An 18180-nucleotide genomic window follows, 5' to 3' on the forward strand; every position below is an offset into this window, starting at 1 on the left:
CTCCGCTGCGGCCGCCTCCGCCGCCACCGCCGGGGCGTCCGCCCCCGCGGCCGCCTCCGCGTCCACCGCGGCCTCCGCCACCGCCGTCACGGCCTCCGCCGCCCGCCGGGCGGGAAGGCATCATGCCGGGGTTCGGGCGAGGCGGCATCATCCGCGGGCTGGGCCGCGGGCCGCCGGGTCGCTCGCCGCCGCCTTCAGAGGACGGGCGCGACTTGGTGCCGCTGCCGCCGCTGACGCCGAACGGGTTCTTGGGCGCGGCCTTCGGGCCCGGCTTGGGCGCGGCCGGCTTGGGTCCTGGCTTGGGGGCCGGCTTCTGAGCGGCGCGCTTGGCCGCTTCGGCCTGCTCCTCCTGGCGCTTGAGCAGTTCTTCGGCGCGCTTCTGCTCGGCGGCCACCTCGATGTCGCGGGCACTGGCGACCTTCGGGGCGGCCGGGGCCTTCGGGCCCGGCTTCGGTCCCGGCTTGGGGGCCGTCGCCTTCTGGGTCGCCGCGCGCTTCTTCGCGGGCGCCTTCTTCGCGGCCTTGACGTCGGTCTTGGCCTTGGCGATCTTGGCGGGGCTGGGCGCCGCCGGACGCGGCGTGGAGGCCGCTTTCGCCGTCTCCTTCGCCGGTTCGGCCTTCTCGGCCGTCGGCGCCGCCTGAGCACCCTTCTGCGAGTCGGCGTACTGCTGCCGCAGTCGACGCGCCACCGGCGCCTCGACCGTGCTGGACGCTGACTTCACGAACTCGCCCATGTCGCTGAGCTTGGCGAGCACTTCCTTGCTCGTGGTGCCCAACTCTTTTGCGAGCTCATGTACGCGGGGCTTTGCTGCCACTGCACTCCTCACTTCGAGGTCGTGCGGGCAACCCCGCCGACCTCATCTACAGACTTGCAACCAGTTCATCGGACGAACTTCATCGCGTGGTCTTCATTCGGTCTCTACCTGCTTCGTGTGCGGGAGCCGGCCTCTCGGCCGACTCCGACTCGACTAGGACTCGCACCGCCGCGACGTCTACCGGTTCCTCCGTTCTGAGGGCCCGGGCGAACGCACGCCTACGAACTGCCTGGTCGAGGCAGTTCAAATCGTGGTGCACATGGGCTCCGCGGCCGCTGAGGCGGCGACGGGGGTCGGGCACCAATCGGGCCGGTGACCCCTCGGAGCGATGAACGACGACGCGCAGCAGCTCGAAAGCCGCGTCACGCCTTCGGCAGCCCACACACATGCGGACTACCGCTGCGTTACGTTGCGATCCGATATTGAGTCTACCTCCCGGACTAGCGACCGCCACCGGCCGGGCCCGTGCCCTCCTTCGCCCCACCCGCAACATGCGCGTCCGATTTGATGTCGATGCGCCAGCCGGTCAGGCGGGCGGCCAGCCGGGCGTTCTGGCCCTCGCGGCCGATCGCGAGCGACAGCTGGTAGTCGGGCACGACGACCTCGGTCGACCGGGTGGTCTCGTCGACCACCCGTACGGACAGCGTCTTCGCTGGTGAGAGCGCATTGGCGACGAATCTGGCCGGATCGACGTCCCAGTCCACGATGTCGATCTTCTCGCCGCCGAGCTCGCTCATGACCGCCCGCACCCGCGAGCCCATCGGACCGATGCAGGCGCCCTTGGCGTTGACGTCCTTGGTTGTGGCGCGCACCGCGATCTTCGAACGGTGACCGGCCTCACGAGCAATGGCGGGGATCTCCACCGAGCCCTCTTCGATCTCGGGGACCTCGAAGGCGAACAGCTTCTTGACCAGAGCCGGGTGGGTGCGGGAGAGGGTCACCTGGGGGCCGCGGGCGGTGCGGTTCACCTGGATGACGATGGCGCGGATCCGCTTGCCGTGGTCGTACGCCTCGCCGGGGACCTGCTCGTTGAGCGGCAGCGTGGCCTCGATCTTGCCGAGGTCGACGGTGACGATGCCCCGCTCGTTGCGCTCGCCGTGGGCCTGCACGACACCGGTGACGATGTCGCCCTCCTTGCCGGAGTACTCCCCGTAGTTCACCTCGTCGGCGGCCTCGCGCAGACGCTGGAGGATCACCTGCTTGGCGGTCTGGGCCGCGATGCGGCCGAAACCCTCGGGGGTGTCGTCGCGCTCCGAGACGACCTCGCCCTCGTCGTTCAACTCCGGCACCAAGACAGTGGCCACGCCCGAGGCCCGGTCCACGGCCACTCGCGCCCGCTCGTCCGCGCCCGGCGTGTGCTTATAGGCCGTCAGCAGCGCGGATTCGATTGCGCCGAGGATTGTCTCGAAAGGGATGTCGCGCTCGCGTTCCAATGACCGCAGCGCTGCCAGGTCGATATGCACCCGTTCTCCTTAAAGTCTTGAGTTGTCCTCGCCGGAGTCGCAAGGCCGCGAGCCGCGGCATCGACCGATGCCTATTTCAGCTCGATCTGAACCTTGCCGGACCCCAGCTCGGCATAGGCAGCCGAACGGCGTGAGCCGTCGACTTCTAGTTCAATCCCCCGCTCGTCGGCGGCCACGACTCGCCCGGTCACGGGCTCCTCCCCGATGTGCACGGCCACCAAGCGCCCAATGTTACGCCGCCAGTGCCGGGGCTCGGTAAGCGGACGGTCGATGCCCGGAGAGGACACTTCCAGGGTATAGGCCGCCTCCGCGAACAGGCCACCTGTGCCGTCGGCCTCGTCCAGGGCCGCCGAGGCGGCCTTGGAGACCACCGCGATGTCGTCGAGATTCACTCCGTTGTCGGAGTCGACCAGTATGCGCACCAACAGTCTCCGGCCGACCTTCGTGACCGTCAGACCCTCCAGATCGAACCCCGCCCGCTCCACCGCGGGCTTCACCGCGGCCTCTACTTCGGCCCGCTGCTTCGATGTCATTCCGCGCTCCATTCTCCGCCCCTGTTTCGCCGAGATTATCCGCCCGTCGACATGAACGAAAGAGAGCCTGGGAAACTGGGTGTGTGTTCACGACCCGACGCGGACTCCTCATCGGCGCCGCCGCCCTCTCCGCGGCCGGCTGCACCCGGCCACCGGCCACGATCACCACCGCAGACACCGACCTGACCGCCGCGCTGCGGGCGGCCAGGGACCTCTCCGAAGCCGCCGAGACGCTCGGCTACAGCGACATCGCCGAGGACCACCGGACCCACGCGGCCACCTTGGAGCGGCTGCTCAAGCCCAATGTGGTCGAAGGAGGCGCGGGACTGGACATCGGCGACGACGCCGCCCTGGCCGAGGCCGAGTCCGAGGCCGGGGACGAGGCCCACCAGGCGTGCCTGACGACCGAGGGCGACTACGCGGTCGTGCTCGGCGAGATCGCGGCGAGCCGCGCGGCCCACGCGGCGGTGCTCGCATGAGCGCCGTCGACACCGGACTGGCCGGCGAGTACGCGGCCATCTACGCCTACGGGACGGTCACAGTCCACCTCGACGGGCAGGCGCGCGAGACGGCCGAGGCCCTCGAATCCGAGCACCGGGAGCGGCGCGACACGCTGCTGGACTACTACGACACCCACGGCTGGGAGGCCGGGGCGGCCGAGCCCGGGTACGACATCGAGCGCGTCGCCGACGCCGAGGCGGCGCAGACGCTGCTGCTGGAGGTCGAGGAGCGCCTGACGACCGCATGGCGAGCCGGAGTGGCCTCGACCGAGCCGGCCGAGCGCCAGATCTGCCTGGACATGTACACCGCCTCGGCCGAGGCGCTGGCGCGGCTGCGACTTGCGGCCGGCCGGCCGGTCGCCGACCCGTGGCCCGGTCGACCGGAGGACTGACCCCGGGCAGCCTCACTGACGACCTGGAATAATACCGAGTAGGCACCGCGTATGGCGAACCATACTCGATATGGCATACTCGGTATCTCCAATTGGCTTTGCGAGGTTGCACATGAGTGTCAAACACAGTCTGCTGGCGCTTCTCGAACGCGGGCCCGCCTACGGCTACCAGCTGCGGGCCGCGTTCGAGAACGCCACCGGGCACACCTGGCCGCTCAACATCGGGCAGGTCTACACGACCCTCTCCCGACTCGAGCGCGACGAGATGGTCGAGGCGCTCCCGGAGAACGAGTCCGGCCAGCGGCCGTATCAGATCACCGACTCGGGAAAGCGCCACCTGGCAGGATGGTTCGCCGCCCCGGTGCGCGCCGCCGACCGGCCACGCGACGAGCTGACGATCAAACTCGCGCTGGCCGTCACCACCCCCGGCGTCGACGTCGCCCAGGTCATCCAGCGCCAGCGGGCCTCGACCCTGCGTACGCTTCAGGAGTACACCCGCCTGAAGGCCGGCGACGGGGACCTGGCCTGGAAGCTGGTGCTGGAGTCGATGATCTTCCGCGCCGAGGCCGAGATCCGCTGGCTCGACCACACCGAGGCGGTGGTAGCCCGCTCGGGGCCGCAGACCCCTCCCCCTTTCGATGAGCTCGCAGCCTCCTCCCCCGAATCCGAATCCGAATCCCTAAGAGAGAAGCGGTAAGCACCCATGACCGTCCTGCACCTCCGGGGAGTGAGCCGTGTCCACGGCACCGGCGAGACCGCCGTGCACGCCCTCATCGACGCCGACCTCACCATCGAAGCCGGGGAGCTGGTGGCCATCATGGGCCCCTCCGGCTCCGGCAAGTCCACCCTCCTCAACCTCGCCGGCGGGCTCGACTCCCCCACCTCCGGCGAAGTGGTCGTCGAAGGCACCGGCCTGTCGACCCTCTCGAAGAAGAAGCTCGCCGCGCTGCGCCGCCGCAGCATCGGCTACGTGTTCCAGGACTACAACCTGGTGCCGAGCCTGACCGCGGCCGAGAACGCCGCCCTGCCGCTCGAACTGGACGGCTGGGGCGTCGGCAAGGCCCGCAAGGCCGCCTTGGCCGCGCTCGAGGAGGTCGGACTCGAGCTCTCGGTCGCCGACCGGTTCCCCGACGAGATCTCCGGCGGCCAGGCCCAGCGCACCGCCATCGCCCGCGCGCTGATCGGCGACCGGCGCCTGGTGCTGGCCGACGAGCCAACCGGCGCGCTCGACTCGGTCACCGGCGAGGAGGTGCTCAAGCTGCTGCGAGGGCGCTGCGACGACGGCGCCGCGGGCCTGCTGGTCACCCACGACGCCCGCCACGCGGGCTGGGCCGACCGGGTGGTGTTCCTGCGCGACGGCCGAGTCGTGGACGCCTCCGAGCCGCTCGCCGATGCCGACTCTCTGCTCAAGGAGGCCTCCTGATGCCGCGCGGCCTCGGACTGACCTTCAGGATCGCGCGGCGCGAAGCGCTGCGGCACCGGGGTCGGTCGATCCTGTCGATCACACTGCTGGGCCTGCCGCTGCTGGGAGCGGCGGCGGCCGTCACCGCCATCGACACCTCCACTCTCTCCCCTGACCAGCAGCTGGAGCAGATAGCGGGCGACGCCGACGCCTACGTCGAGTCCTACGACGCCGGTCCGGTCACCCAGACCTCATGGACGGGCGAGTATCCGGACTTCGAATGGAACCCTGACGAGGAGGACGACGAGGAATACGAGGAGCGTCCGGCGCCCGAGGCCGACGACGTCCTGGCCGTGCTCCCCGAGGGCAGCCGCGTCGTGCCCTTCTCATCGTATATGGACGGCCCGTCGCGGCAGGTCAGGACTCCCGACGGCGTCGCCGGATCCAGCTTCTTGGATCTCGACCTCTCCGACCCTCTGTACGAGACCGGCAACCTGGTCACCATCGAGGGCGAGGCCCCGGGGAGCGGCCAGGTGGCCGTCTCCACCGAGGTCGCCAGGTATCTGGGAGTCGAGGTCGGCGACGACCTCGAGGTGGTCGAGGACGAGGAGGACGTCGAATACGAGATCACCGCGATCGTCGAACGCCCGAGCCAGCTCAGAGCGTGGTTCGTCATCGGCCCGGATTTCGATGAGCCCGGCCCCGGGAGCTGGCTGGTCGAGGTGCCCGGCGAGCTCACCGGCGAACAGGCTCTGGCGCTCAACGAGCTGGGCTTCGCCGTGTGGTCGCGGGCCATGGCGGCCGATCCCCCCACCGAGGCCCGGGATTCGGGTGAGAGCGGCGGTACTGGGACGGACGCCAACGCCGTCGCCGTCGTCGGGCTGCTGGTGACGCTCGTGGTGCTCGAAGTGGTGCTGCTGGCCGGACCGGCGTTCGCAATCAGCGTCAAGCAGCGGACCCGCGAGTTCGCGCTGATGAGCGCCGCCGGAGCGAATCCCGCCCAGATCCGCTCCACCGTCCTGGCCGGGGGACTGCTGTTCGGGATCATCGCAGCCGTCATCGGCATCTCGCTCGGTCTCCTGGGGACGTGGCTCGCGCTGCCGCTCCTGGAGCGCATGAACGGATACCGGTCCATGGGCTTCGAGATCTGGCCCGAACTGCAGCTCCTGATAGCCCTGTTCGCGATCGTCACGGGCGTGATGTCGGCGCTGGCCGCCGCCATCGCGGCGTCGAAGATCAACGTCTGCGCCGCGCTGGCGGGTCGCCGGGCCCAGCCGCGGGCGAAGAAACGGTGGACGTTCATCGGGCTCGGACTCATCGCGGCGGGGGCGCTGGCCGGGCTCGCCGGAGTGGTCACCAACACGACCATCGGCATGGTCGTCGGGTTGGCGGCACTCCAGATCGGCCTGGTGTGCTGCACTCCCGGCCTGGTCGCGGCCATATCGAGGCTCGGCAAGAGGCTCGGGCTGGCGCCGCGCATGGCGCTGCGCGAGGCCGGACGCAACCGCAGCGCTGCCGCCCCGGCCGTCGCGGCGATCATGGCGGTGGTGGCCGGCGGCCTGGCCATCACCATGTTCGCGGTCGTCGACGGAAACCGGTGGGACGAGACGACCATGTACTCCACCCCCGAGGGCATGGCCGAGGTCCAAATCAGTTACTGGTCCGCCGAGGAGGGCGACGAGGGGCCGAGCCCCGAGGAATTCGCCTCGGGCACCGAGGCGGTCTTCTCCGTGCTGGATCGGGTGCTCGACGATCCCGAAACGCACCCGTACACGACCGCCAGCGACTGCGGCGCCGGCTTCTTCTGCGAGATCAGAGTCGTACGGCCCGAGGCGAACGTCTGCCCCTACGACCCGACCGGGGACGTGGAGACCGACTTGAGCGAGGCCGATCAGCGCGCCGCCGTCGAGGACGATCGCTGCAACTACAGCAACGACTACTGGAACTCCTGGAACAACGGCGCGCTCGTCACCGACGATCCGTTCGTGGTCTCCTCGTACACCGGTCTGGGGGGCGACGATCTCGATGAGGCCATGGCGTTCCTCGCGGACGGCGGCGTCCTCACCGGCGACCCGCTCGCGGTGACCGACGAGGGCACGGTCAGGATCTCTCGGCTGATGGAGGGAATCGTCGATCAGGACGGAACGGATTCGACGTCCCGCGAGGAGTTCACGTTCCCGGCGATGGTCCCCGACGCCCCCCGGATGACGACTCCGGACCTGGTCATGGCTCCCGAGTCGATGGCCGCCATGGGCGCAGTGGAGACTCCGGCCTCGCAGCAGTACCTGGTCTCGGCCCAGACCCCGATCACGGCCCAGGACATCCAGGCCCTCGACGAGGCGCTGCTGGAGGCCGGTCTCTCCGGAACCGAGGACGGGCTCTACGCCTACACTTGGCAGTCGTTCGGCGACAACAGGTTCGGAAACTACGTCGCGCTCATAGCGGCCGGGATCACCGGGATCGTGGCGCTCGGCGCGACCGCGGTCGCGACCGGGCTGGTGGTCACCGAGACCCGCAAGGACCTGACCACCCTCGGGGCGGTCGGGGCGACGCCGGGGCTGCGGCGGCGGCTGTCGATGTGGCAGTCGGCGGTGATCTCGCTGCTGGGCGCCTCACTCGGCACGGCGGTCGGACTGGCCAGCTATGCGGGAATCGCGGCGGCCCTGAACCAGAACCTGAAGTGGCAGTATCCGCTGGTGGAGCTCTACGGGTTCACGGTGCCGTGGACGAACCTGCTGATCGTGCTCGTCGCGGTACCGGCGATCGCGATGGCGGGAGCCGCGCTGTTCACACGCTCCAGGCTGCCCTCGGAGCGACGCGCGACCTGAGCGCACGGAGGCGGCGCCGGCTCAACCCCTCGGAGACTGTCACATCTCTTCCGACCGGCGCCGCTTCCCGCAGTCTAGGAACGGCCCGCCAACGCCGCCCGGAGCCCGATAAGGCCGGGGTGCCTGCCGGGACGCCGCCCGAGGGCATGGTCAGGATCTCGGCGCCGTCCTCGGTGACCAGGAGGGTGTGCTCGAACTGGGCCGACCACTTCCGGTCGCGGGTGACGGCGGTCCACCCGTCGTCCCACATCTCCGGCTCGGCGGTGCCCAGGTTGATCATCGGTTCGATGGTGAAGGTCATGCCGGTCTCGATCACCGTCTCGAGCCGGGGGTCGTCGTAGTGGGGCACGTAGAGCCCGGAGTGGAAGCTGGTGCCGATGCCGTGGCCGGTGAACTGGCGGACCACCCCGTAGTCGAAGCGGGAGGCGTAGGCCTCGATGACCTTGCCGACCACGTTCAGCCGCCGACCCGGTTTGACGGCCTTGATGCCGCGCATCGTGGCCTTCCAGGTGCGCTCGACCAGGTCGCGCGCCTCCTGCGAGACGTCGCCGGCCAAGAAGGTGGCGTTGCAGTCACCGTGGACGCCGCCGATGAACGCGGTGATGTCGATGTTGACGATGTCGCCGTCGGCGACCACCGTCGAGTCGGGGATGCCGTGGCAGATGACCTCGTTCAGCGAGGTGCAGCAGGACTTCGGGAAGTCCTTGTAGCCCAGGGTCGAGGGGTAGGCGCCGTGGTCGCACAGGTACTCGTGGACGATCCGGTCGAGTTCGTCGGTGGTCACGCCGGGGGCGACGGCCTTGCCGACCTCGACCAGCGAGTCGGCGGCCAGGCGGGCGGCCGCGCGCATCTTCTCGATCGTCTCGGCGTCCTTGACCTCCGAGCCGCGGAACGGGCTCGGGCCCGGTCTGCCGACGTACTCGGGCCGTTCGATCGAGTCGGGGACGGGGCGGCGGGGGCTCTGCTTGCCGGGTCGCAGAACGGGACGAACACTCATCGCTCCACCCTATCGTTCGGGGGTGCGGGGGGCTTTGAGACGTCGGTGACACGACTGGTCGGTCACGGCCGGAATTCTCGCATCTGGACAGGAAAATCCCTTGCGTTCGGCGGGAATTCGCAGCATGCTGAGGGACACCGGTGTCCGCCCTCGCGGCTCCGCCGGGTTACGCCTCGCCGGCTTCGGCGAGGGGACCCGCGAGCCGAGAACCGGTCCGGACACCGCGAAGCCTCAGGACCGAGCCGGTGCGGGGCGCAGCTCCCGTGGCAGTTCCGCGGCCGGTGACATCGCACGGGCCGCGGAGTACGACACCTCCCGCGGTCGCAGCGCCCCGCCTGTCCAACCCAGGCGACTGCGGCAGTCGTCCCGCGCCGGCTCACACCTCGGGCGGGTCCGGGCGCGCTCAGGCGGCCTCGAGTTCCTTGGTCTCGGGCTCCTCTTCGGGCTCGGGCGCCGATTCCCCGCCGCCCACCTCCTGGGACATGCGTTCCCAGAGCATCCCGCCGGAGTGGGCCAGCGCTCCGACCACGCTGGGCACGAACGGCAGGATCCAGTCGGCAATGAACCCGCTGTGCGGCACGTTGAGCACCAGCATGGCCGATCCGGCGCACAGCAGGCCCTGGAGCGTCCCGCGCCAGGCGGCGCGGGTGCCGTCGCCGATGGCGGCGCGGCGCTCGGCGGTCGGGTCGTGGAACTCGTTGATCCCGGCGGCGTCGCGGCGGCCGAGGTAGGCGCCGACGACGGCCTGCACCGCGGTGCCGGAGACGACGGCGGCGATCAGGCTGTTCTTGGTGACGACGTAGACCAGGGCGAACAGCAGTCCGCCTCCGGCGAGCGTCAGGATGCCCCGGATGTAGTCGGTCTTCTCACCGGGGTACCAGTAGTACTTGGTGACCCCTTCGGACACCTGGCGGACGATCTTCCCCATGGCGGTGGCTCCCCTTTCGCGGGTGGCGGCGACAAAGGTCTACGCCCTGGCGGCGCGGAATTCATTATCGGCCGCCGCGGGCCGCGGGCACGCCGAATCCAACGAGTCACTTTTGTGCAATTAAGCACATAATGAGTCTAATGTCGGATTCTCAGTGGCGCTGAAACCGCGGGACCTGCGGCCGCAGTTTCAGCGTAATGACAACCGGTAGCGGCGTAAGTCGCACATCCGACAGTCCGAGCGGCCGATCAGCGGACCTCGACGACCGGCCCGGCCAGCTCCTTGAGCTCCTCGGGCAGATCGGCGCCCATCTCCTCGGCCAGGCGCACGGCCTCCTCGATCAGGGTCTCGACGATCTGCGACTCCGGCACGGTCCGGATGACCTCGCCCTTGACGAAGATCTGGCCCTTGCCGTTGCCGCTGGCCACCCCCAGGTCGGCCTCGCGGGCCTCGCCGGGCCCGTTGACCACGCAGCCCATGACCGCCACCCGCAGCGGCACCGGCAGGCCCTCGAGCCCGGCGGTGACCTCCTCCGCCAGCTTGTAGACGTCGACCTGGGCCCGCCCGCACGAGGGGCAGGAGACGATCTCCAGCCCGCGCTCCTTGAGCCCCAGGGACTCCAGGATCTGGTTGCCGACCTTGACCTCCTCGACCGGCGGGGCCGACAGCGAGACGCGGATGGTGTCGCCGATCCCCTCGGCCAGGAGCGCCCCGAAGGCCGCCGCGGACTTGATCGTGCCCTGGAAAGTTGGGCCGGCTTCGGTCACGCCCAAGTGCAGCGGGTAGTCGCACTGCTCGGACAGCTGCCGGTACGCCTTGATCATCACCACCGGGTCGTGGTGCTTGACCGAGATCTTGATGTCGCGGAAGCCGTGCTCCTCGAACAGCGAGGCCTCCCACAGCGCGGATTCGACCAGGGCCTCGGGCGTGGCCTTGCCGTACTTGGCCAACAACCGCTTGTCCAGGCTCCCGGCGTTGACGCCGATGCGGATCGGGGTGCCGGCGGCCTTCGCGGCCCTGGCGATCTCACCGACCTTGTCGTCGAACTTCTTGATGTTGCCGGGGTTGACCCGGACCGCCGCGCACCCGGCGTCGATGGCCGCGAAGACGTACTTCGGGTTGAAGTGGATGTCGGCGATGACCGGGATCTGCGACTTCTTGGCGATGACCGGCAGCGCGTCGGCGTCGTCCTGGGTCGGACAGGCCACGCGCACGATCTGGCAGCCCGAGGCGGTCAGCTCGGCGATCTGCTGGAGGGTCGGTCCGATGTCGGAGGTGCGGGTGGTGGTCATCGACTGCACGCTCACGGGCGCGCCGCCGCCCACGAGCACCCCGCCGACGTTCAGCTGCCGCGTCTTGCGGCGTTCGGCGAGCGGTTCGGCTTCTTCGGGGCGTTTCGTGGGAATACCGAGGTTCACAGCGGTCATAGGTGCCAGTCTCCCCCCAGACGGCGCGGACTAGTTGAAGATTGTGATGGGATTGACGATGTCCGCGGTGATCGTCAGCAGCATGAAGCCGCCCAGCACGATGATCACAGCGTAAGTCAGCGGCATCAGCTTCAAGTAGTCCACTCGGCCCGGGTCGGGCTTGCCACGCCGGGCCGCCAGCCACGAGCGCACCCGCTCGAACCAGGCGATGGCGATGTGCCCGCCGTCCATCGGCAGCAGCGGCAGCAGGTTGAACACGCCGATGAAGTAGTTCAGGACCACCAGGAGCATGAAGAACATCGCCCACTGGTCGTACTGGACCATCTCGCCGCCCAGCCGGGAGGCGCCCACGACGCTCACGGGGGTGTCCTCGGCGCGCTCGGCGCCGAAGATCGAGTCCCACAGCGGCGGGATCTTCGACGGCAGCTGGCCGAGGGCGATGAAGGTCTCACGGAACATGTCACCGGTGTAGGAGGCGGTCTCGTCGATGCCCCCGATCGGCCCGGCCACCAGGACCGGGTCGATGCTCGGGTCCAGGTAGGGGGTGACGCCGATGCGGGCGACGGTCTCGGTGGTGCCGTCGGCCAGCTCCACCTCGGCGGCGTAGGGGGTGATCTGGAGGTCCACGCTCTCGCCGTCGCGGTCGACGGTGACGTCGACCGCTTCGCCCGGCTCCAGGTCGGAGACCACGGCGATCAGGGAGTCCCAGTCGGTGACCTCCTGGCCGGCCACGCCGGTGATCTGGTCGCCGTCGCGCATGCCGGCGGCGATGGCCGGGGCGGGCTCATCGCTCGCCGAGCAGGTGAAGTCGGCGTCGGCGTCCTCGGGCGGAACGCACTCGGAGACGTCGACCGCGGCGGTGTTCTGCGAGTGCTCGTACGACTCGGCCCAGGCCGGGTTGGTGACGCCCACGAAGGAGACCAGGACCCACAGCACGGCGAAGCCGAGGATGAAGTGGGTGACCGAGCCGGCCGCCAGCACGACCGTGCGCTGCCACAGGGGCTTGCGCCAGAAGACGCGCTTTTTGTCGCGCTCGTCGAGTTCCTCCTCTTCCTCCTCCAGGGGGGTCATGCCGACGATCTTGACGAAGCCGCCGAGCGGAATGCCTTTGAGGCCGTATTCGGTCTCGCCCTTGCGGAACGACCACAGGGTCGGCCCGAAGCCCACGAAATACCTGGTCACCTTCATCTTGAAGGCCTTGGCGGTGAGCATATGCCCGAATTCGTGCAGGCTCACGGAGATCAGGATCGCGAGCGCGAACAGGATGATCCCGGTGGTGTATGCCAGCAAGGCGTGACTCCTTCTATCGCTTAGTCGCGTCCAACACTAGCTGGCGGGCGCGAGCCCTCGCCCAGTTCTCGGCCTCCAGTACGTCTGCGACGCTTCCGGGTCGCCCGAACTCGGGGGCGGCCTCCAGGACGGCCGAGACGGTGTCGACGATACCGAGGAACGGCAGGGTGCCAGCGCGGAAGGCCGTGACCGCCTCTTCGTTGGCGGCGTTGTAGATCGCGGGGTTGACACCGCCGGCGCGGCCGGCCTCCTTGGCGAGTTCGACCGCCGGGAACGCCTCGCGGTCGAGCGGCTCGAAGTGCCAGTCGTGGGTCCGGGTCCAGTCGACCGGCCTGGCGGCCGCGGGGACGCGGTCGGGCCAGGCCAGCGCGTGGGCGATCGGCAGGCGCATGTCGGGCGGGGACGCCTGGGCGATGGTGGAGCCGTCGGTGAACTCGACCATGGAGTGGATCATCGACTGGGGGTGGACGGCGACCTCGATGCGGTCGTAGTCGACGTCGAACAGCTCGTGGGCCTCGATGACCTCCAGGGACTTGTTGACCATGGTCGCGGAGTTGATGGTGACCACCGGTCCCATGTCCCAGGTGGGGTGGGCCAGGGCGTCCTCGAGGGTGACGTCGGCGAGCTGGTCGCGGGTCCGGCCGCGGAAGGGACCGCCGGAGGCGGTCAGCACGAGCTTCGCGACCCGCTCGGCGGTGCCCGAGCGCAGGCACTGGGCCAGCGCGGAGTGCTCGGAGTCGACCGGGACGATCTGGCCGGGCCCGGCGATCTCGCGGACCAGGGGGCCGCCCGCGACCAGGGACTCCTTGTTGGCCAGCGCGAGGGTCCGCCCTGCCTTGAGGGCGGCGAGGGTCGGCTCCAGGCCGATCGAGCCGTCCATGGCGTTGAGGACCGTGTCGGCCGGCCAGGCGGCGAGCTCGGTCATGGCGCCCCGTCCGGCCAGGATCTTGGGGATGCGGGCGTCGCCGGAGGTCCAGCCCCGCTTGGTGGCCGCGGCGAACAGGCGCAGCTGCACGTCTTCGACGGCGGTGGCGTCGGCCACGGCGACCGCCTCGGCCTCCAGTTCGATCGCCTGCTCGGCCAGGAGCGCGGGCCGGGTGCCGCCGGCGCCGACCGCGACCACGCGGAAGCGGTCGGGGTTGGCGCGGACTATGTCGATGACCTGGGTGCCGATCGAGCCGGTCGAGCCCAGCAGCACGATCTCGCGGAGTTTCGTCACTCCGACATTATGGGCCCCGCCGGCCTCAGCGGAACACCACCGTCTTGGAACCGTTGAGCAGGATGCGCTGGTCCAGGTGGGCGGCCAGGCCGCGGGCCAGGCACGTGGACTCGAGGTCGCGGCCGGCGGCGACCAGGTCGGCCGGGCTCATCGAGTGGTCGACGCGGGCGACCTCCTGGTCGATGATGGGGCCCTCGTCCAGGTCGGAGGTCACGTAGTGGCAGGTGGCGCCGATGAGCTTGACGCCGCGCTCATGGGCCTGGTGGTAGGGCTTGGCGCCCTTGAAGCTGGGCAGGAAGGAGTGGTGGATGTTGAGGATGCGGCCCGGCAGTTTGTCGCAGAACTCGGGCGAGAGGATCTGCATGTAGCGGGCCAGGACCACCACGTCGATGCGCTCGGTCTCGATCAGGTCGAGGACGCGCTGCTCCTGGGCGGACCTGCCGTCGGGGCCGACCGGCAGGTGGTGGAAGGGCACGCCTGAGGACGCGGCGAGGTCGGACCAGTCGGGGTGGTTGGAGGCGACCGCGGCGGCCTCGCCGTGGAGGGCGCCGATGCGGAAGCGGTAGAGCAGGTCGTTGAGGCAGTGGCCCTGTTTGGAGGCCATGATGAGCACCCGGGGCTTGACGGCGCGGTCGTGGAGCTGCCAGTCCATGTCGAATCCGCGGGCGATCTCGTCGAACCCGACCGCCAGCTCGTTCCGGGTGGCCTCGGCCCTGAACTCCACGCGCATGAAGAACCGGCCCGATCCGTGCTCGGAGAACTGCTGGGAGTCCTCGATGTTGGCGTCGCGGCGGGTGAGGAACCCCGAGACGGCGTAGACGATGCCGAGGCGGTCGGGGCACGAGAGCGTGAGCACGAACTGGCTGGTCATTCCGCCAATCATACGAGGTGGTGCGGGCCGTGGCGAGCCGAGGAGCGCGGCGGGGGCGGGGCCGGCCGGCCCCGCCCCCGCAGACGGCGTTCGCTAGCCGATGGCCGACTCGGCCTCGGTCATGAAGGCCTCGGTCGTCTCCTCGGGGCTGGCGTCCCCGAACAGGAGCGGCTCGTAGACCCGCAGCGCGACGTCGGCGATCTGGCCGGCGCCGATCGGAGGCACGGGCGGGCCCTCGACCAGGTCCGGGGTCAGGTCGGCGATGAACTGCGCGCCCTTCTGGTCGGACTCGGGCAGGTCCGGCAGGATTCGCTCACGCTGCTCCAGGTTGGCCGGCAGGCCGCGGTCGGTCAGCATCAGGTCGATGGACTCGTCGCTGTTGAGCAGGAAGTCGATGAGCAGCCCGGCGTTCTCCGGGTCGGCCTCGGCCGAGGCGGCCCAGAACATGGCCGGCTTGAGGTACAGGCCGGGCTGGGAGCCCTCGGTCTCGCCGGGGACGCGCAGGATCTGCAGCTCCGAGCCGAGCGTCGCCTCGAGCCCTCCGATCTGGTTGGTCCAGTAGAACTCGGTGGCGCCGTTGCCGGTCGCCAGCGGGGCCGCGTCCTGTCCGGCCGCGTAGGCCTCGACGATCTCGGTGGCCGTCGGGATCGCCTGGGCCTCGAGCAGGTCGGTGACCATGGTCCACCAGGCGGTCATGGTCTCGGCGCTGAAGCCGAGCTGGCCCTCGGGGGTGTAGAGGCTCTCTCCCCGCTGGCGGGCGAAGACGTTGAACAGGGCCTCGTTGTTGAACGAGATGGCCGAGTTCCCCACCTTGCCGGTGGCCGCGGCGATGTCGGTGATGAACGCCGCGAAGTCGTCCCAGGTCCACGTGGTGTCGTCGGGCATGTCCATGCCCGCCTCTTCGACGATGGCCGGGTTGACCAGCAGGCACAGCGAGTTCACGCCGGTGCCGATGCCGTAGGTCGTGCCGTCGAGCTGTCCGCCTCCCAGGACCGCCTCGTCCAGGTTCGCGAAGTCGATGCCGACGTCGTCGAGGGCCAGGAGCGTGCTGCGGTCGGCGTACTCGCGCAGGTAGCGCTCCTCGTGCTGCATCACGTCGGGTGCGTTGCCGCCCGACACCGAGACGTTGAGGGCGTCCCAGTAGCCGGACCAGTCCGCGATGGACTCCGAGACCGTGATGCCGTCGTTGGCGGACTGGAAGGCCTCGATGATTTCGCGGGTGTAGGTGTGGCGCTCGTCGCCGCCCCACCACATGAAGGTCATCTCCCCGGAATCGCCCGAGTCATCGTCGTTGCCGCAGGCGGCCAGCAGCGGGGCGCCGGCGACGCCGGCGGCTCCGAGCAGACCGGCCTTGGCGAGCGTTCGCCGGCTCAGGCCCGAGGGGTTGTATGACTGCATTTGTATCCGTCCTTTCGGGAGGGATTGCCGGATTTACTACTTGATGCCGGTGGTGGCGATGCCTCTGACGAGGTAGCGCTGACCGGCGAGGAAGAACCCGAAGATCGGGCCCAGCGCCACGATTGACATTGCGAACATGGCGCCCCAGTTCGACTGGCCTTGGGCGTCGAGGAACAGGCGCAATGCCAGTGGCACGGTTTGCAGGTCGATGTCTCGGATGTAGATCAGCTGGGAGTAGAAATCGTTCCACGTCCAGATGAACGTGAAGATCGCGGTCGTGGCCAGCGCGGGTGTGCACAGCGGCATGATCACCCGCAGGTAGGTGCCCCAGTAGCTGCACCCGTCGATCGAGGCGGCCTCGTCGAGTTCGCGCGGCAGGCCGCGGATGAACTGGACCATCAGGAAGATGAAGAAGGCGTCGGTCGCCAGGAGCTTGGGGACGATGAGGGGCCAGAAGGTGTTGATCCAGCCGAGGTTGTTGAACAGGATGTACTGCGGGATGATCACGACGTGGATCGGCAGCATGATGCTGGCGAGCATGACCGAGAACAGCATCCCGCGCAGGGGGAACTTCAGCCTGGCGAAGGCGTAGGCGGCCATCGAGCAGGACACCAGGTTGCCGACGATCGCCCCGGCCACGATGATCATCGAGTTGAAGATGTACTGGTGGAACGGGTGGGGCAGGGCGTTCCAGCCCTCGGTGTAGTTGCTCCACTCGAGACTCCGGGGGATAAGGCTCGGGTCCGAGAAGATCTGGTCGATGGGCTTGAGCGAGGCCGAGAGCATCCACAGCAGCGGGTAGATCATGACCATCGCGAAGACGATGAGGCCCAGGTGGATCAGCAGGCGCTTCAGGCTTCCCAGCTCGCCGCGCCGGCGTTTGCGGGGCACCGGGTGCGGCTCGTGCTCGGCCCGTGCGGGAGTGGTCGTGTCAGTCACCATAGAACACCCAGAATTTCGACATCAGGAAGTTGAGGGCGGTGAACAGCCCGATGATCATCAGCAACAGCCAGGCCAGGGCCGAGGCGTAGCCCATGTCGAAGGCCGTGAAGCCGCGGTCGTAGAGGTAGAGCGTGAAGAACAGCGTCGAGTCCGATGGCCCGCCCTTGCCTCCGGAGACGATGAACGCCTGGGTGAACGCCTGGAAGGCGTTGATGATCTGGAGGACCAGGTTGAAGAAGATGATGGGCGTCAGCAGCGGGACGGTGATGTTCAGGAACCTGCGCACCGGTCCGGCTCCGTCGACGCGGGCCGCTTCGTAGTACATGGCCGGGATCTGCCGCAGGCCGGCCAGGAAGATGACCATCGGCGAGCCGAAGGTCCACACGTTCAGGATGATCAGGGTGTCCAGGGCGTAGTCGGGGTGGGAGACCCATCCCTGGCCCTGGATCCCGACCATGGCCAGCAGCTGGTTGACCAGGCCGTCGGTGCCGAAGACCTGCCGCCACATGATGGCGATCGCGACCGAGCCGCCCAGCAGGGACGGCAGGTAGAAGATCGATCGGTAGATGGGCAGACCGCGGACGCCTCGGTCGAGGACCATCGCCAGGGCGAGCGCCATGGCCAGCTGCAGGGGCACTGAGACGAAGACGTACCGGAAGGTGACGCCGATGGAGGCCGCCAGCCGGGGGTCGTCGAACATCCGCTGGTAGTTCTCCAGGCCGATCCAGTTGGCGTCGCCGATGAGGCTGTAGTCGGTGAACGACAGGTACAGCGAGGCGGCCATCGGCCCGATGGTGATCGCCACCAGTCCGAGGAGGAACGGCGCCAGGAAGCTCAGGGCCGCCCAGCGTTCGCGGCTTCGGGCGGATCTGCCGAAGCCCTTCCGCATGGTCGCGGGGGGCGGGGAGGCTTGGTTCGCCTCCGTCCGCGTCTGCGCGCCGGAGCCGCGCTGATCGGTCGGCGCAACAGCGACTTCGTTGTCGGTCATTGAGTATTGAGGCCTTTCGGAGGGGGTTCGCTCCAGATCAACCAAGGCTATGCAACCGCTTGCCCAGATGTCAATGGCGCGACTTAAATTCCTGAATATCTTTGGCACCCCTGAACTCATTAACATCATTCTGACTCACTGATCGACTACCGTCATATCAGAAACAAGAAAGGCCCGCCCCGACGACG

At 69.0% G+C, this 18180-nt stretch carries 17 protein-coding genes and 1 pseudogene; 5 read left to right on the top strand and 13 right to left on the bottom strand.

Annotation, left to right across the window (positions count from 1 at the left end; all coding sequences use genetic code 11):
* The 4 genes from JFB92_RS26175 to rimP form a co-directional block, all read right to left on the bottom strand.
* Positions 1–814, bottom strand: an 814-nt coding sequence (locus JFB92_RS26175; protein ID WP_307789147.1) for a translation initiation factor IF-2 N-terminal domain-containing protein, incomplete at its 3' end; no start/stop codon positions are given.
* A 79-nt stretch (positions 815–893) separates the two neighbouring features.
* Positions 894–1307, bottom strand: a complete 414-nt coding sequence (locus JFB92_RS26955) for a YlxR family protein (protein ID WP_199039235.1) — start codon at positions 1305–1307, stop codon at positions 894–896.
* Complete coding sequence (gene nusA, locus JFB92_RS13170) at positions 1255–2277, bottom strand: transcription termination factor NusA (RefSeq protein ID WP_199039238.1); 1023 nt, start codon at positions 2275–2277, stop codon at positions 1255–1257. Before nusA ends, JFB92_RS26955 begins: the two co-directional genes overlap by 53 nt.
* Positions 2278–2348: 71 nt before the next feature.
* Complete coding sequence (gene rimP / locus JFB92_RS13175) at positions 2349–2810, bottom strand: ribosome maturation factor RimP (RefSeq protein WP_199039241.1); 462 nt, start codon at positions 2808–2810, stop codon at positions 2349–2351.
* Positions 2811–2893: 83 nt separating this feature from the next.
* Here rimP and JFB92_RS13180 point away from each other — a divergent pair, with 83 nt between their 5' ends.
* The 5 genes from JFB92_RS13180 to JFB92_RS13200 all read left to right on the top strand — a co-directional run bounded on the left by JFB92_RS13180 (position 2894) and on the right by JFB92_RS13200 (position 7932).
* Positions 2894–3289: a hypothetical protein gene (locus JFB92_RS13180; RefSeq protein WP_199039243.1), complete on the top strand. Its 396-nt coding sequence runs from the start codon at positions 2894–2896 to the stop codon at positions 3287–3289.
* Positions 3286–3702 (top strand): ferritin-like domain-containing protein, encoded by a 417-nt coding sequence (locus JFB92_RS13185; RefSeq protein WP_199039245.1) that lies wholly within the window; start codon positions 3286–3288, stop codon positions 3700–3702. Before JFB92_RS13180 ends, JFB92_RS13185 begins: the two co-directional genes overlap by 4 nt.
* Before the next feature lie 112 nt (positions 3703–3814).
* On the top strand, positions 3815–4399 hold the full coding sequence (locus JFB92_RS13190) for a PadR family transcriptional regulator (protein ID WP_199039247.1): 585 nt from the start codon (positions 3815–3817) through the stop codon (positions 4397–4399).
* A gap of 6 nt (positions 4400–4405) precedes the next feature.
* Entirely contained in the window at positions 4406–5125 is a 720-nt protein-coding gene (locus tag JFB92_RS13195) for an ABC transporter ATP-binding protein (protein WP_199039249.1), read from the top strand.
* Complete coding sequence (locus JFB92_RS13200) at positions 5125–7932, top strand: ABC transporter permease (protein WP_199039251.1); 2808 nt, start codon at positions 5125–5127, stop codon at positions 7930–7932. Before JFB92_RS13195 ends, JFB92_RS13200 begins: the two co-directional genes overlap by 1 nt.
* A gap of 142 nt (positions 7933–8074) precedes the next feature.
* Here the strand turns inward: JFB92_RS13200 and map are convergent.
* The 9 genes and pseudogenes from map to JFB92_RS13245 all read right to left on the bottom strand — a co-directional run.
* A pseudogene (map, locus tag JFB92_RS13205) lies at positions 8075–8929 on the bottom strand (type I methionyl aminopeptidase); the annotation flags it as partial.
* 403 nt (positions 8930–9332) lie between these two features.
* Complete coding sequence (locus tag JFB92_RS13210; RefSeq protein WP_199039257.1) at positions 9333–9857, bottom strand: hypothetical protein; 525 nt, start codon at positions 9855–9857, stop codon at positions 9333–9335.
* A 248-nt stretch (positions 9858–10105) separates the two neighbouring features.
* Positions 10106–11284 (bottom strand): flavodoxin-dependent (E)-4-hydroxy-3-methylbut-2-enyl-diphosphate synthase, encoded by a 1179-nt coding sequence (gene ispG, locus JFB92_RS13215; RefSeq protein WP_199039267.1) that lies wholly within the window; start codon positions 11282–11284, stop codon positions 10106–10108.
* Positions 11285–11314: 30 nt separating this feature from the next.
* Positions 11315–12571 (bottom strand): M50 family metallopeptidase, encoded by a 1257-nt coding sequence (locus JFB92_RS13220; protein ID WP_372451640.1) that lies wholly within the window; start codon positions 12569–12571, stop codon positions 11315–11317.
* A 16-nt stretch (positions 12572–12587) separates the two neighbouring features.
* A complete protein-coding gene (gene dxr, locus JFB92_RS13225; RefSeq protein ID WP_372451641.1) occupies positions 12588–13772 on the bottom strand; it encodes a 1-deoxy-D-xylulose-5-phosphate reductoisomerase in 1185 nt (394 codons plus the stop codon).
* Positions 13773–13818: 46 nt separating this feature from the next.
* Positions 13819–14664, bottom strand: coding sequence for a formyltetrahydrofolate deformylase (purU, locus tag JFB92_RS13230; RefSeq protein WP_199039275.1), 846 nt, complete (start codon positions 14662–14664; stop codon positions 13819–13821).
* Between the two features lie 93 nt (positions 14665–14757).
* Positions 14758–16062 (bottom strand): ABC transporter substrate-binding protein, encoded by a 1305-nt coding sequence (locus JFB92_RS13235; protein WP_199039278.1) that lies wholly within the window; start codon positions 16060–16062, stop codon positions 14758–14760.
* 36 nt (positions 16063–16098) lie between these two features.
* Complete coding sequence (locus JFB92_RS26615) at positions 16099–17004, bottom strand: carbohydrate ABC transporter permease (RefSeq protein WP_199039281.1); 906 nt, start codon at positions 17002–17004, stop codon at positions 16099–16101.
* Positions 16994–17992 carry a carbohydrate ABC transporter permease gene (locus JFB92_RS13245; protein ID WP_199039284.1) on the bottom strand — a complete coding sequence of 333 codons (999 nt, stop codon included), beginning with the start codon at positions 17990–17992 and terminating at the stop codon, positions 16994–16996. Before JFB92_RS13245 ends, JFB92_RS26615 begins: the two co-directional genes overlap by 11 nt.
* Positions 17993–18180 lie beyond the last annotated feature (188 nt).

Origin of the sequence: Glycomyces salinus (assembly GCF_016428645.1) — a bacterium.
Lineage (GTDB): Bacteria > Actinomycetota > Actinomycetes > Mycobacteriales > Micromonosporaceae > Glycomyces > Glycomyces salinus.

Coding starts and splice junctions, on each gene's coding strand:
- JFB92_RS26955 (WP_199039235.1), bottom strand. CDS start 1,307: ATGTTGCGGGTGGGGCGAAGGAGGGCACGGGCCCGGCCGGTGGCGGTC.
- rimP (WP_199039241.1), bottom strand. CDS start 2,810: ATGACATCGAAGCAGCGGGCCGAAGTAGAGGCCGCGGTGAAGCCCGCG.
- JFB92_RS13185 (WP_199039245.1), top strand. CDS start 3,286: ATGAGCGCCGTCGACACCGGACTGGCCGGCGAGTACGCGGCCATCTAC.
- JFB92_RS13190 (WP_199039247.1), top strand. CDS start 3,815: ATGAGTGTCAAACACAGTCTGCTGGCGCTTCTCGAACGCGGGCCCGCC.
- JFB92_RS13195 (WP_199039249.1), top strand. CDS start 4,406: ATGACCGTCCTGCACCTCCGGGGAGTGAGCCGTGTCCACGGCACCGGC.
- JFB92_RS13200 (WP_199039251.1), top strand. CDS start 5,125: ATGCCGCGCGGCCTCGGACTGACCTTCAGGATCGCGCGGCGCGAAGCG.
- JFB92_RS13210 (WP_199039257.1), bottom strand. CDS start 9,857: ATGGGGAAGATCGTCCGCCAGGTGTCCGAAGGGGTCACCAAGTACTAC.
- ispG (WP_199039267.1), bottom strand. CDS start 11,284: ATGACCGCTGTGAACCTCGGTATTCCCACGAAACGCCCCGAAGAAGCC.
- purU (WP_199039275.1), bottom strand. CDS start 14,664: ATGACCAGCCAGTTCGTGCTCACGCTCTCGTGCCCCGACCGCCTCGGC.
- JFB92_RS13235 (WP_199039278.1), bottom strand. CDS start 16,062: ATGCAGTCATACAACCCCTCGGGCCTGAGCCGGCGAACGCTCGCCAAG.
- JFB92_RS26615 (WP_199039281.1), bottom strand. CDS start 17,004: ATGGTGACTGACACGACCACTCCCGCACGGGCCGAGCACGAGCCGCAC.
- JFB92_RS13245 (WP_199039284.1), bottom strand. CDS start 17,992: ATGACCGACAACGAAGTCGCTGTTGCGCCGACCGATCAGCGCGGCTCC.